Raw genomic sequence first — 13,081 nt, 5'->3', positions numbered from 1 at the left:
CCCGTCCGGGTTACCCACCCCAAACTATTGCGGGCATTAAATCCCCATCTCGGGTTTGGTGTTCCCCCGGCCCCTGGGCGCCTACAACGCCCCGGGGCCCGATGTTACACCATTAAAAGGTCGGGCGGCCGCCGGTCCACGGTCTAGAACGGGTTGAAGTCGTCGAACTCGCGCTGCACCTCGTCGCGTTCCGTCTCACGGTCGCGACGGCGCTGTGCTGCCGGGCGCGGCGCTTCGAGACGGTGGTCCTCGCCACGCCGGCCGAGCATCTCCGCACCCGCCGCCATGGTCGGCTCCCAGTCGAAGACGACCGCGTTGTCCTCGGCACCGATGGCCACGCCGTCGCCCGCTCGGGCGCCGGCCTTCATCAGCTCGTCCTCGACACCGAGACGGTTGAGGCGGTCCGCCAGGTAGCCGACGGCCTCGTCGTTGTTGAAGTCGGTCTGCCGTACCCAGCGCTCCGGCTTCTCGCCGCGCACCCGGTAGAGGCCGTCCTCCTCCTTGGTGACGGTGAAGCCAGCGTCGTCGACGGCCTTCGGGCGGATGACGATACGGGTCGCCACCTCCACAGGCTTGGCCGCACGCGCCTCGGCGATGACGCCCGCGAGCGCGAAGGAGAGCTCCTTCAGGCCGGTACGGGCGACGGCGGACACCTCGAAGACGCGGTAGCCGCGCGCCTCCAGGTCCGGGCGGATCATGTCGGCGAGGTCCTGGCCGTCCGGGATGTCGATCTTGTTGAGGACGACGATGCGGGGCCGGTCCTCCAGGCCGCCGTACTGCTTCAGCTCCTCCTCGATCATGTCGAGGTCGGAGACCGGGTCGCGGTCGGACTCCAGCGTCGCGGTGTCCAGTACGTGCACGAGCACCGAGCAGCGCTCCACGTGCCGCAGGAACTCCAGGCCGAGGCCCCGGCCCTGACTGGCGCCCGGGATCAGGCCCGGGACGTCGGCGATGGTGTAGACGGTGCTGCCCGCGGTGACCACGCCGAGGTTGGGGACGAGGGTCGTGAAGGGGTAGTCGGCGATCTTCGGCTTGGCCGCCGACAGGACGGAGATCAGCGAGGACTTGCCGGCGCTCGGGTAGCCCACCAGCGCGACATCGGCGACGGTCTTGAGCTCCAGGACGATGTCCCGGGCCTCACCGGGCTCGCCGAGCAGCGCGAAGCCGGGGGCCTTGCGCCGGGCGGAGGCCAGTGCGGCGTTGCCGAGGCCGCCGCGGCCGCCCTGGCCGGCGACGAACGTGGTGCCCTGGCCGACCATGTCGGCCAGCACGTTGCCGTTCCTGTCGAGCACGACCGTGCCGTCGGGGACCGGCAGGACAAGGTCCTGGCCCTCCTTGCCGGTGCGGTGGTCGCCCGCGCCGGGCTGGCCGTTGGTGGCCTTGCGGTGGGGGTGGTGGTGGTAGTCGAGGAGCGTGGTGATGTCCTGGTCGACGACCAGGGTCACATCGCCGCCACGGCCGCCGTTGCCGCCATCCGGGCCGCCGAGCGGCTTGAACTTCTCACGGTGAACGGAGGCACAGCCGTGGCCTCCGTTACCCGCGGCGACATGCAGCTCGACGCGGTCCACGAAGGTGGTCATGGTTGGAACCTCCAGTTACGTACATACAGAAATGTCTCACTCGTGCTGTCCCCCCATGGGAGAAAGCCGTCTCTCATGGGAGAAACACGCGAAAGGCGGACCCACTTCCCGTACGGGAAGTGAGGTCCGCCTCCGCAGAAACCGCTCGACGAGCGCCGAAAATCAGCCGGCGATCGGAACGATGTTCACGACCTTGCGGCCACGGTGCGTGCCGAACTCGACCGCACCGGCGGCGAGTGCGAACAGCGTGTCGTCGCCACCACGGCCGACGCCCGTGCCCGGGTGGAAGTGGGTGCCGCGCTGGCGGACCAGGATCTCACCGGCGTTGACGGCCTGACCGCCGAAGCGCTTCACGCCGAGCCGCTGAGCATTGGAATCGCGCCCGTTCCGGGTGGACGATGCGCCCTTCTTGTGTGCCATGTCTCCTCAGTCCCTTACTTCGCAGCCGCGGGGATACCGGTGACCTTGATCGCCGTGTACTGCTGACGGTGACCCTGGCGACGGCGGTAGCCGGTCTTGTTCTTGTAGCGAAGGATGTCGATCTTCGCGCCCTTGTGGTGGTCCACGATCTCGGCCTGGACCTTGATCCCGGCCAGCACCCACGGGTCGCTGGTCACGGCGTCGCCGTCGACCACGAGCAGGGTCGAGAGCTCGACCGTGTCGCCAACCTGGGCAGTGGAAATCTTGTCAACCTCAACGATGTCACCGACAGCAACCTTGTGCTGGCGGCCACCGCTGCGCACGATGGCGTACACGCGGATCTCTCTCTCGCTCGGAACGGATCCCCTGATGCCAGCCGCCCGCACAGGCCGAAGCCCGCGACGATCCGGAAGGATGAGCGGCCTCTCCTGACGGACGAGTCCACCAGGAGGAATGTGCTCAGGGGTGGGCGCACATGGGAAACACGCCGAGGGTCAAGGTTACGGGGCCGCCCCCGGGCGGTCAAACCGGGCCTGTGCGGACCGATCCCCCGGCCCTCACGTGCTAGCTTGTCCACTTTCGTTACTCTCCGTACACCCTGAGGCCGCCGATGCCCCGCTCCGTCCCGCTCGGTCGTACCTGGCTGCTGGCCCTCCTGGTGTCCGCCGTCTATGTGCTGGCGCAGCTGACCGCAGGAACCTCCTGGACGCTCTTTCCCGACTCCTACCGGTACGCCCGTGCTGCCGAGGAGTACCTCGGGGCCGACCGGGGGGAGGCACACCGGGCCGCACTCTCCGCCTTCTGTACGAGCCGGGCGGAGGAGGTCGTCCGGAGCGAGAAGCTCGATCCGCTGACCGGTGAGGCCGGGCCCGGCGCGGCCGGGGCGGCGAGCCGGGCCGAGTGTCTGGCGCGGTGGTCCCACGCCCCCGACATCACCACCGGGGACTCCCGCTACCAGTCGATCTTCTCGTCCCGGCCCGGCTATCCCCTGCTCGCCGCACCCTTCGTCGGAGCGCTCGGAGTGATCGACGGTATGCGGGCGCTCGGGCTGCTTCTGGCCGTGGGCGGCTCCCTTACCGTCTGCGGGCTGCTGCGCGGCGCCGGACTCTCCCCCGCGGCCGCCGTGGCCGGTCAGATCGCCTTCCTCGCCTCGCCGCTCGGCCGGTGGAGTCTCCAGGCGCTGAGCGAGGGCCTGGTCACGGTCTGCGTGCTCGGCGCGGTGTGGGGCGGGGTGCTCATGGCGCGGGACAGACGTGCGGCAGGTGCGGCGCTGTTCATCGGCTCCCTGGCCGTCTGCACGGTCACCCGTTACTCGACGGCACTGGTGCTGGCCGCTCTGATCGCGGTCGCGATGCTCGTCTCCTGGCTCCTGCGGCGGTCCCGGACAGACCTGTCGCTCGCCGGGGCGGCCACGGGATGCGCCGCCGCCGTGGCGCTCGTGATGAAGCTGCTCGGGCTGCCCTCGTCGGAGGTCACCCTCCAGGACACCTTCACCCGCCATTTCCGTACCCCCGAGGTTCCGGATCCCTGGACCAGGCTGGTCGATCTCGATCTGGAGTACTGGAGTCACTGGATGGGCGAGCAGGCCGCAATGCCATTCTTCCTGGTGGCCACGGTGGTCGCGCTGTGGGTGCTGCTGCGTCGCGGCGGGGTGCTGGGTCCGCTGGCCTGCGCGGTGACGCTGACCGGCGCCCTCCAGATCGCGGCGCATCCCCTGGTTCAGGAGGCCGACCGGCTGGGGGTACTCATGTGGATACCGGTGACACTCGGAATTGCCTTGATTACAGAAGCAGTTCTGGACTTTCCCTCACTTCCGTTTGACCGTACGGTCCGAGTTCCTGCCTCAACAGTGGAGCCGTACCGTGCCAACACCACAGATCCCTGATGAACTCCTGGCCAACATCGCCCGGCGCGCGGTCGCCCGGCTGGCCCGCACCGACCGGCCGTTCGTCGCCGAGCGAGTCCTGGGTGTCTGCGCGCACCGCGTGCGGAGCCGTCGGCTCAAGGCGGACCTGCTCGGCGAGGCGGCCGCTGCCCAGCTCGACCGGGGCCTCGTCCCCCGCCATCTCGTCCAGGCGTACGCCGCCGAGCTGTCCTACGCGGACAGCCGGCTCAAGGCGGGCCACAGGAAGGAGGCCGCGGCGGCTCTCAGCCGGGCACTGCTGCTGGCTTTCCACCGGGTTCCGCACGTCGACCGGCTCCACTCCCCCTTTTCGGACGACCCGGCCGGCTTCACCGCCCGGCTGCGCGGCAGTGCCACCGCCCGCGCGGTGGCCGCGCCCCGCGGCCGGAAGACACCTCACGCCGCGCCCCCGTCCGGCCGGCCGTTGCGCCTGCTCGTGGTGAATCTGGCCAACGCCAACTTCCTGGGTCTGCTCACCGAGCGTTATGCGAACCATCCCGGTGTCCAGCTCCGCACCCTGGACCTGGCGGCCGATCCGGCACTCGCCCCATTGGCCAAGGGACTGCAGCGAATGATCGAGCTGCCGCTCGGAGGCCAGGCCGCGTACGGAGCCGCGGTCGAGGCTGCGCTCCGCCCCCATCTGGACTGGGCGGACACAGTCTTCGTCGAATGGTGTTCCACGGCCGCCGCGTTCATGACCCTGGTCGATCCCGGCAGGACCCGGATCGTCGTCCGGCTCCACAAGTACGAGTCGTTCACCCACTGGCCGCACATCATGGACTTCTCCCGGGTCGACGATGTCGTTTTCATCGCGGAGCACATGCGGGAGATGACCACCGCTGCCCTCCCCCGGCTGCTCGCTCCCGACGCGCCGCGCCTTCATTTCCTGCACAACGCGCTGGATCTGCGGCGGTTCGACCGTCCCAAGAGCGATGACGCGCGGTTCACCGTGGGCCTGGTGGGGATCGGGCAGATCGCCAAGGACCCGCGCTGGGCGCTGGAGGTGCTCAGGCTGCTTCGGGCCCGGGACGAGCGGTACCGCCTGCTCATGGTCGGCGGCGGGATCGACCCCGCGCCGAGCGCGGCGGCCTCGGCCTATCACTCGGCCCTGGAGAAGGATCTTGCCGAACTGGAGCCGACGGGTGCCGTGCGCAGGCTCGGGCCGAGCGACGACGTACCCGGTGTGCTCACCGAAGTGGGAGTGATCCTCAGCAGTTCGGTGCGTGAGGGCTGTCATGTCGGTCTCATGGAAGGGGCGGCAGCCGGCGCCGTGCCGGTCGTCCGGGACTGGCCGTTCGTGGCCGGACGTCCGCACAGCACGCGCACCCTCTTCCCCGAGGACTGGATCGTCACCACCCCGCAGCAGGCCGCAGAGCGCATCCTCGCCCTCACCGCGTCGGAGGAGATCCGGGCCACGGCCGGGCGCGAGGCGTCCCGGTACGCACTTGCGACCTGGGACTGGGAGATCGTTCGGAGCGACTACGACCGCCTGCTGCTGGGCGAGGGCCAGGACGTATGCTCACCGGGCGAAGACGCCCTCCGGAAGGCACAGATGTGAGTTACAGAGTCCAGCCCACCGCCCAGGTCGACGAGAGTGCCGAGATCGGGGCCGGCAGCAGCGTCTGGGAGCTCGCCCAGATCCGTGAACAGGCCCGGCTCGGCGAGGGCTGTGTGGTCGGACGCGGCGCCTACGTCGGCACGGGTGTCCGGATCGGCGACAACGTCAAGATCCAGAACTATGCGCTCGTGTACGAACCCGCCGAGCTTGCCGACGGTGTCTTCATCGGCCCGTCGGTGGTCCTCACCAACGACCACAATCCGCGCTCCGTCGACCCCGACGGCAAGCAGAAGCGGGGCGGCGACTGGGAGGCCGTCGGAGTGAAGATCGCCGAAGGGGCGTCTCTGGGCGCCCGTTCGGTCGCCGTCGCCCCGGTCCGGATCGGCCGCTGGGCCATGGTCGCGGCCGGTGCGGTGGTCACCAAGGACGTCCCCGACTTCGCTCTGGTCGTCGGCGTCCCGGCCCGGCAGGTCGGCTGGGTCGGTCACGCCGGTGTGAAGCTGATGGAGAGTGCGGGGGAGCCGGGCACGTGGGAGTGCCCGCAGACGGGTGCGCGCTACCGCGAGACCGGCGAGTCCACGCTCGTCGAGGCCGGGCCCGCCGCGTCGTAGGCACGCCGAAGCGGAACGCGCGAGGGGCCCCGGTCGACCGTGTCGGCCGGGGCCCCTCGTACGCGTACGGTGATCAGCCGCCGATGACGACGCGGCGGACGCCCTCCCAGCGGGCCGGGTCCGTCGTGCGACGGCCGTCGACCAGGACGCGGACGTCCGGGAGATCGGCGGCGGCGAGCTCGCGGTACTCGGCGTGGTCGGCCTGGAGGATCGCGGCGGTGACGGTCTGGCCCTCGTGCGGGACGAGACCGTGCGCGGTCAGCTCCTCGGCCGTGTACATCGGGTCCGAGACGAACGGCACCGCACCGCGTGCCTTCAGTGCCTCGACGGTCGGGAAGACGCCGGAGAAGGCCGTCTCCTTCACACCGCCGCGGTAGGCCGCGCCCAGCACCAGCACACCGACCCCGTCCAGGTCGCCGTAAGCGGCGGCGAGCAGGTCGACCGCGTACTCGGGCATGGCCGCGTTGGCCTCGCGTGCCGAACGCACCACGGTCGCCGAGGGGTCGTTCCAGAGGTACATCCGGGGGTAGATCGGGATGCAGTGGCCGCCGACGGCGATGCCCGGCTGGTGGATGTGGCTGTACGGCTGGGAGTTGCAGGCCTCGATGACCTTGAGGACGTCGATGTTCTGCTGGTCGGCGAAGCGTGCGAACTGGTTCGCCAGACCGATGTTGACATCGCGGTAGGTCGTCTCGGCGAGCTTGGCCAGCTCGGACGCTTCCGAAGTACCCAGGTCCCAGACGCCGTTGGGGCGCGGCAGGTCCGTACGGTCGTCGAAGTCCAGGACCGACTCGTAGAACGACACACCGTGCGCGGCCGATGCCTCGTCGATCCCGCCGACCAGCTTCGGGTAGCGGCGCAGGTCCGCGAAGACCCGGCCGGTGAGCACCCGCTCCGGGGAGAACACCAGGTGGAAGTCTTCCCCGGCCTTGAGGCCGGAGCCCTCTTCGAGCATCGGCGCCCAGCGGGTACGGGTGGTGCCGACCGGCAGCGTGGTCTCGTAGCTGACGAGGGTGCCGGGCTTGAGACCGGCGGCGATCGCCTCGGTCGCGGAGTCCATCCAGCCGAAGTCCGGCGTGCCCTCCGCGTCCACGAAGAGGGGTACGACGACCACGACGGCCTCGGACCGGGCGACCGCGGACGCGGTGTCCGTCGTCGCGGTCAGCAGCCCCGCCTCGACGGTCTCCTTGAGTTTGATGTCGAGGTCGTGCTCACCGGGGAACGGCTCGACACCGGCGTTGACCAGCTCGACGACCTTCTCGTTGACGTCGGCGCCGATCACCCGGTGGCCCTTGGCGGCGAACTGCACGGCAAGCGGCAGACCGATCTTGCCCAGGGCGACTACACAGATGTTCATGGTTACTTCCTCTTGGAGCGCTTGGCGCCGGTCAACAGGGATCGCAGCCGCGAACCCAGCGGTTTCTTGGGCGGATGGAGCGGGCCGGTGCTGATCACCATGCGCCCCTTCGGGTTCACCCGGGCCGCGACGCGGTAGGGGTCGTCGGCCCCCCACCGCCGGGCGAGCGGCATGGGATGTCCCTTGCCGCGTACCGGAATCTCGTAGGTCCGGCCCCCCGCGTCGACGGAGACCCTGAGCCCGAGCTTGGCCTGCTCGCGCCGGAGCGGAATCCTGGCGGTGATCAGGGTGGCTTCGCCGCCCGGCGCGGGAGTGCGACTGAAGTCACCCACGGGAGCGGGGAGTTGCTGGCCCTTGTCGAGACAGCGGGCGCCGGCCTTGTCAGCGGACGTGGGCAGGCTGCCCGAAGCGAGCCGCACGTACACCGAATCCGTGTCGCCCAGCACGGGGACCCGTACTGAGACGTCGAGCGCGAACCCGTCACCGTCCTGGTACCAGTCGGCGGACTGGAGTTCGGTACCGGAGCCGAGCCGCCCCACCACCGTGCCGATCAACTTGAAGCTGCTGTCGGGCAGGGCGTAGAGGCTGTCGCGGAAGCCCGGGTAACGGGCGTACGCGTTGCCGTCTTCCAGCACGGTCGGAGGCATCGTGCCCGAGGTGTCCATGCGGACCAGCTCGGTCAGCTCTTCGACCTGGCCCGCGAACACCCAACGGAAGCGGAGCCGCTCGGGGACGCTGAGCCGGTGTTCCATGGAGTCGAAGGAGGTGCCGTAGTGGTCCTCCATGAACTCCGCGGTGGCGCGCACACACTCTGCGCGCCGTTCCGGTGTCATGGCCAGGAAGTTCTCACCGAAGATCCAGGCCAGGTCGACCTTGAGCAGACGTATCGCAAAGGCGTCGTAGAGCTCACCGGGGCCGGCCAGTTCGAGGAGCTTGTCCAGCGCGTACGCGCACACCTTCAGACGGTTCTCGAACCTCGCCCGGTAGGTGATGTTGCTGTCGTCGCCGCGCCGGACGGCGTAGTAGCAGTCGTAGTCGGCGACCACCGAGATGGTCTTGGCCCGGACGTACATCTCCAGTGTGAACGGCATGTCGCAGCTGACCGGCAGGTCCTCTGCGTACCGGATGTCGTGCTCTTCGATGAGGGCACGCTTGTACATCTTGGTGTTGGAGATCGCGTAGAGCGCCCCGGAGCCGATCAGCGGGATGTTCGCCTCCGTGGAGCGGAAGACGGCCCGGGGTATCGACCGGTCGCCGACGGCGACCATCTTGCCGAGCACGACGTCCGAGTCGCTCGCGTCGGCCATGGCGACCAGGCGCTCCAGCGCCTCGGGGCCGAGGTAGTCGTCAGAGCCCACGAAGAAGACGTAGCGGCCGGCCGCCTTGGCGAGCGCCACGTTGTTCGGCCGGGCCGGTCCCCCGGAGTTCTCCTGGTGGATCACCGTGAAGGTTCCGGGGAACCGGTCCGCGAAGCGGTCGAGCTCCTCCCCGCTGCCGTCGGTGGACCCGTCGTCCACGGCGATGATCTCGATCCGACCGAGCCCGATGCTCTGCCCGACGAGTGACTCCAGACACTCCGTCAGGGAAGGCATGGTGTTGTACACGGCCACGACGACCGTAACGTCAGGAACAGCGAGGACATCGGGTCTGCCGGTCACACGGTCACCTCGGTGGCTCTCTCGACGGATACGCGCTTACTACCGGGAAGCAGCCTCGTGTACACGTCGTCGAGGGCCGCCGCCTGGGCTTCCCAGGTCCACTGGTCGAGCAGCCCGGGCTTGTCATAGACATCCCGGTACTTCTTCGGATCCGCCAGGACCGCCTTCACCGCGCGGATGTAGTCCGCCACGTCCTCGGCCTTGAAGATCTCGCCCTGCCCGGTCTGCGCGACCATGTCCCCCATCGTCTTCACATCGCTCACCACGAACGGCAGCCGCGCGTGCGAGTACTCGAAGAACTTGGTGATCAGGGCGATCTCGTGGTTCGGCCAGTGGTGGATCGGGATGACGCCGAGATCCGCCGTCGCCAGGAAGGGCACGACCTGGTAGTGCGGGACGTACGGAAGGATGTGCACCCGGTCGGCCACCCCGAGCTCCTCCGCGCGCTGTGCCAGCCCTGTCATGTACGGCGACTTCGGTCGCAGCACGATGAACGCCACGTGCAGATCCGGCAGTTGGGGCAGCGACTCGACCATGATGTCCAGGCCGCGCTGCGGGGCCGCCGCACCGCTGTAGACGGAGAGCGGGACGTCGGGCCCGATCCCGCACAGCTCGCGCAGATCGGGCACCGGCTCCGCGGCCTGCTCGGGCGAGATCTCCGCATCGGGGGCGTTGAGTACGACCGCCGGAGTCGTCGCGAGTCCGTGCCTCTCGACCAGCATGTCCGCGAGGGTCGCCGAGACGGTGGTCACCGCGTCGGCGTACTTGGAGTAGGCCAGCTCGTGGATGCACTGCGCAACATGCCAACGAGGGTGCGGATCCCACGGCTTGATGCCGGGCAGGAACTCATGCGCGTCCCAGACGAGCTTGACGTCGCGCTTCGCCGCGCGCGCCCGCAGGGTGGCCCGTGCGCCGATACCCAGCATGCGGAAGTCGTTGGCGTGGATCAGATCGGGCTTCAGCTCGTCGATCACCTTGCCGTAGGCGAGGTCGAGGTCGAGCAGAAAGGGGTCGAGCCTGCGCCAGGCCCGCTGCCCCATCATGCGCTGCCAGAACGCCGTGGTGAACCGGTCGAGCGGAGCGTCCATCCGCTTGCGCCGCTGCTCCAGGGCATGGGTGCGCCGCAGACGCAGACCGACCCAGCGGCCGACCACCTTCGCGCCGAGCCGCCCCGGGAGCAGCCTGGCCTTCGACAGTGCCGACCCCTTCGAGCCCGCCTCGATGAGACGGATGTTGAGGTCGGCCCGCCACGCCTTCATCTTCTGCTTGCGGTAGGCGGCGAGCGGTCCCGGGCGGTAGGCCAGTGGGGCGCGCAGCGGGGCGCGCCGGTACTCGTGCCGGCGTCGCTGCATCGGTCCGGGCACCTTCAGCAGCCGGACCCGCGCATCGCCGAGCTGCCAGTGCTGCTCGGACTTGCCGGGTGACTTGCCGAGCAGGATCACGTCCCAGCCGGCATCGGCCGCGGAGCGCGCTTCCTTCTGTACCCGGGAGTCCCCGTTCACCCCGTTGTCGACGAGCATGACGATCCGACCGCGGCTGCCGGGCCGCGGTGTCGCGCTGTTCTCAGGATCCATGTGTGGTCAACTCTCCCGCGGAGGTCGTGACGGTACGTCCGCTCCTCGCCGATTCCAGTACCGCTGCGGCCACCTCCACCGTACGGAGTCCCTCCCGCAGCGTGCAGATGTCCTTCGAGGTGCCGCGCACCGCGTCCCGGAAGAGCTCGTGCTCGACGAGCAACGGCTCGCGCTTCGGAATCGCGTAGCGAATCATGTCGCCCTCGGAGACACCCCGGAAGGCCTGGAGCGCCTCCCACTCGGTGGCCACTGCGGCGTTCGAGTGGAAGGTGAGGTCGGCGGTGAGGGTGTCGGCGATGAAGGTGCCGCGCTCACCGGTCACGGAGGTGAAACGTTCCTTGAGCGGGCTCAGCCAGTTGACCAGGTGGTTGACCATGGTTCCGTCGGAGAGCCGGCCCACGGCGGAGACCATGTCCTCGTGCGGACGGCCGGACTTCGACACCGTGTGGGCGGAGATCGAGGTGTAGGTCTGGCCCGTCACCCAGCCGGTCAGGTCGATGTCGTGGGTGGCGAGGTCCTTGACGACGCCGACATCGGCGATGCGGTGCGGGAACGGGCCCTGTCGGCGGGTGACGACCTGGAAGACCTCGCCCAGCTCCCCCGCCTCCAGCCGGGCACGCATCGACCGCAGCGCCGGGTTGCAGCGCTCGATGTGGCCGACACCCGCCACCAGGCCGCGCGACTCGAAGGCGTCGACCAGCCGTCGGGCGCCTTCCACCGTGTCGGCGACCGGCTTCTCGATCAGCGCGCAGACACCGGCCTCGGCGAGCTGGAGGCCGACTTCCTCGTGCAGCGCGGTGGGGCAGGCCACGACCGCGTAGTCGACACCGAGGGCGATGAGCTCCTCGACCGTGGACAGTACGGGAGCACCCTGCGCCCAGCCGTTCTTGTCCCCCATCGGGTCGACGACGCCGACCAGTTGTACGTCGTCCAGGCCGGCCAGCACACGGGCGTGGTGGCGGCCCATCGAGCCGAGGCCGATCAGACCGGCTCTCAGTTCTGCGGTCACTGCATGTCTCCCAGCGAGTTCACGGCGCCGACGATGCGGTCCAGGTCCTCCGGCGTCAGCGAAGGATGTACGGGCAGCGAAACGACCTCGGCGGCGGCACGCTCGGTCTGCGGCAGATCCCAGATCCGGCCCGCCTTCTGGTCGGGCTCCCAGTACGGCTTCAGCCGGTGGATCGGAGTCGGGTAGTACACGGCGTTGCCGATGCCCGCCTCGCTCAGCCTGGCCATGGCGGCGTCACGGTCACCCTGCACCCGAATGGTGTACTGGTGGTAAACGTGGCGTGCACCGTCGGCGACGGGCGGGACGGTGACGTTGGGCGCGGTGATGTGCCGGTCGAGATACGCGGCGTTGGCGCGCCGCTGCTCGGTCCAGCCGAGCACCTTCCCGAGCTGTACGCGCCCGACGGCGGCGGACACGTCCGTCATGCGCATGTTGGCGCCGACGATCTCATTGGCGTACCGCTGCTCCATGCCCTGATTGCGCAGCAGCCTGAGGGTGCGCGCGACCTCGGCGTCGGCGGTGGTGACCATGCCTCCTTCGAGGGAGTGCATGTTCTTGGTGGGGTAGAAGCTGAAGGTGCCGCCGGAACCGAAGGCGCCGACCGGCGTGCCGTTCAGTGCGGCGGTGTGCGCCTGGCAGGCGTCCTCGACGACCGCGAGGCCGTGCTTCCGCGCGATCGGCATCAGCGCGTCCATCGCAGCCGGGTGGCCGTACAGGTGGACGGGCATGATCGCGGCCGTGCGGGGCGTGATGGCGGCCTCGACCGCGGCCGGGTCCAGACCGAAGCTGCCCGGCTCGATGTCCGCGAAGACCACGTCGGCACCGGCCAGGCGGACCGCGTTGGCGGAGGCCGCGAAGGAGAACGACGGGACGATGACCTCGTCACCGGGGCCGATCCCCAGGGCGAGCAGCAGAAGGTGGAGGGCCGAGGTGCCCGAGTTGACGGCGACGCAGTGACGCCCGTCGACCAGCTCCGAGAAGCCCTCCTCGAAGGCCGCGACCTCCGGGCCCTGCACGACACGACCGCTGCGCAGTACGCGCACCACGGCCTCGATCTCTTCCTCACCGATCACCGGCCGGGCAGCAGGGATCGCTTCCCTGTTGTCGCTCGACATGGACATCCTCCTTGAACACCGCAAGAGCTGTGAGCGGCGATGGCTCCAAGGGCATGCGAATGTCGGATGAGGCTCCGCCGCCCCGGCGCATGGCCGATTCTGTACCAATATATTGCGCGCAAATCGCCTTTTGCCCCGAGGGCGGTGCACTCAGGGCATAAAGGCTGATTTGTCCTACCTGAAGCGGGCCGACGCGCCGGTCAGCATTCTCGGGAATGGCACATCCGACGGCAGCCGCGTCACATTATCAGGGTTTTCACAGCGGGTTTCGTAGAGGTTAAGGCCAAAGAGACGCG

Annotated in this window: 11 protein-coding genes; 3 read left to right on the top strand and 8 right to left on the bottom strand. The window is 69.2% G+C overall.

Annotation, left to right across the window (positions count from 1 at the left end; all coding sequences use genetic code 11):
- Nucleotides 1–143: 143 nt before the first annotated feature.
- The 3 genes from obgE to rplU form a co-directional block, all read right to left on the bottom strand.
- Nucleotides 144–1,580 (bottom strand): GTPase ObgE, encoded by a 1,437-nt coding sequence (gene obgE / locus ACFVYE_RS25725; protein WP_383978733.1) that lies wholly within the window; start codon nucleotides 1,578–1,580, stop codon nucleotides 144–146.
- A gap of 162 nt (nucleotides 1,581–1,742) precedes the next feature.
- On the bottom strand, nucleotides 1,743–2,000 hold the full coding sequence (gene rpmA / locus ACFVYE_RS25720) for a 50S ribosomal protein L27 (protein ID WP_018103204.1): 258 nt from the start codon (nucleotides 1,998–2,000) through the stop codon (nucleotides 1,743–1,745).
- A gap of 14 nt (nucleotides 2,001–2,014) precedes the next feature.
- On the bottom strand, nucleotides 2,015–2,335 hold the full coding sequence (rplU, locus tag ACFVYE_RS25715; RefSeq protein ID WP_072483615.1) for a 50S ribosomal protein L21: 321 nt from the start codon (nucleotides 2,333–2,335) through the stop codon (nucleotides 2,015–2,017).
- 275 nt (nucleotides 2,336–2,610) lie between these two features.
- Here rplU and ACFVYE_RS25710 point away from each other — a divergent pair, with 275 nt between their 5' ends.
- The 3 genes from ACFVYE_RS25710 to ACFVYE_RS25700 are packed head-to-tail and all read left to right on the top strand — an operon-like array spanning nucleotide 2,611 to nucleotide 6,072.
- Nucleotides 2,611–3,885 carry a hypothetical protein gene (locus ACFVYE_RS25710; protein WP_389607462.1) on the top strand — a complete coding sequence of 425 codons (1,275 nt, stop codon included), beginning with the start codon at nucleotides 2,611–2,613 and terminating at the stop codon, nucleotides 3,883–3,885.
- Nucleotides 3,863–5,461 (top strand): glycosyltransferase, encoded by a 1,599-nt coding sequence (locus tag ACFVYE_RS25705; protein ID WP_389607461.1) that lies wholly within the window; start codon nucleotides 3,863–3,865, stop codon nucleotides 5,459–5,461. Before ACFVYE_RS25710 ends, ACFVYE_RS25705 begins: the two co-directional genes overlap by 23 nt.
- Nucleotides 5,458–6,072 (top strand): acyltransferase, encoded by a 615-nt coding sequence (locus ACFVYE_RS25700; RefSeq protein ID WP_383978742.1) that lies wholly within the window; start codon nucleotides 5,458–5,460, stop codon nucleotides 6,070–6,072. The genes ACFVYE_RS25705 and ACFVYE_RS25700 overlap by 4 nt, the downstream gene beginning before the upstream one ends.
- Before the next feature lie 73 nt (nucleotides 6,073–6,145).
- Here the strand turns inward: ACFVYE_RS25700 and ACFVYE_RS25695 are convergent, their stop codons facing one another.
- The 5 genes from ACFVYE_RS25695 to ACFVYE_RS25675 are packed head-to-tail and all read right to left on the bottom strand — an operon-like array spanning nucleotide 6,146 to nucleotide 12,785.
- Nucleotides 6,146–7,429, bottom strand: coding sequence for a nucleotide sugar dehydrogenase (locus ACFVYE_RS25695; RefSeq protein ID WP_383970362.1), 1,284 nt, complete (start codon nucleotides 7,427–7,429; stop codon nucleotides 6,146–6,148).
- 2 nt (nucleotides 7,430–7,431) lie between these two features.
- Entirely contained in the window at nucleotides 7,432–9,087 is a 1,656-nt protein-coding gene (locus ACFVYE_RS25690; protein WP_389607460.1) for a glycosyltransferase family 2 protein, read from the bottom strand.
- Nucleotides 9,084–10,661 (bottom strand): glycosyltransferase family 4 protein, encoded by a 1,578-nt coding sequence (locus tag ACFVYE_RS25685; protein WP_383970368.1) that lies wholly within the window; start codon nucleotides 10,659–10,661, stop codon nucleotides 9,084–9,086. Before ACFVYE_RS25685 ends, ACFVYE_RS25690 begins: the two co-directional genes overlap by 4 nt.
- Nucleotides 10,651–11,670: a Gfo/Idh/MocA family protein gene (locus ACFVYE_RS25680; RefSeq protein WP_383970370.1), complete on the bottom strand. Its 1,020-nt coding sequence runs from the start codon at nucleotides 11,668–11,670 to the stop codon at nucleotides 10,651–10,653. The genes ACFVYE_RS25685 and ACFVYE_RS25680 overlap by 11 nt, the downstream gene beginning before the upstream one ends.
- Nucleotides 11,667–12,785: a DegT/DnrJ/EryC1/StrS family aminotransferase gene (locus ACFVYE_RS25675; protein ID WP_383970372.1), complete on the bottom strand. Its 1,119-nt coding sequence runs from the start codon at nucleotides 12,783–12,785 to the stop codon at nucleotides 11,667–11,669. The genes ACFVYE_RS25680 and ACFVYE_RS25675 overlap by 4 nt, the downstream gene beginning before the upstream one ends.
- Nucleotides 12,786–13,081: the final 296 nt, after the last annotated feature.

It is taken from the genome of Streptomyces sp. NPDC058239, assembly GCF_042882185.1.
Classification (GTDB): Bacteria; Actinomycetota; Actinomycetes; order Streptomycetales; family Streptomycetaceae; genus Streptomyces.
Note: the sequence above shows the minus strand (reverse complement) of the source record. Positions and strands in the feature narration are given on the sequence as shown.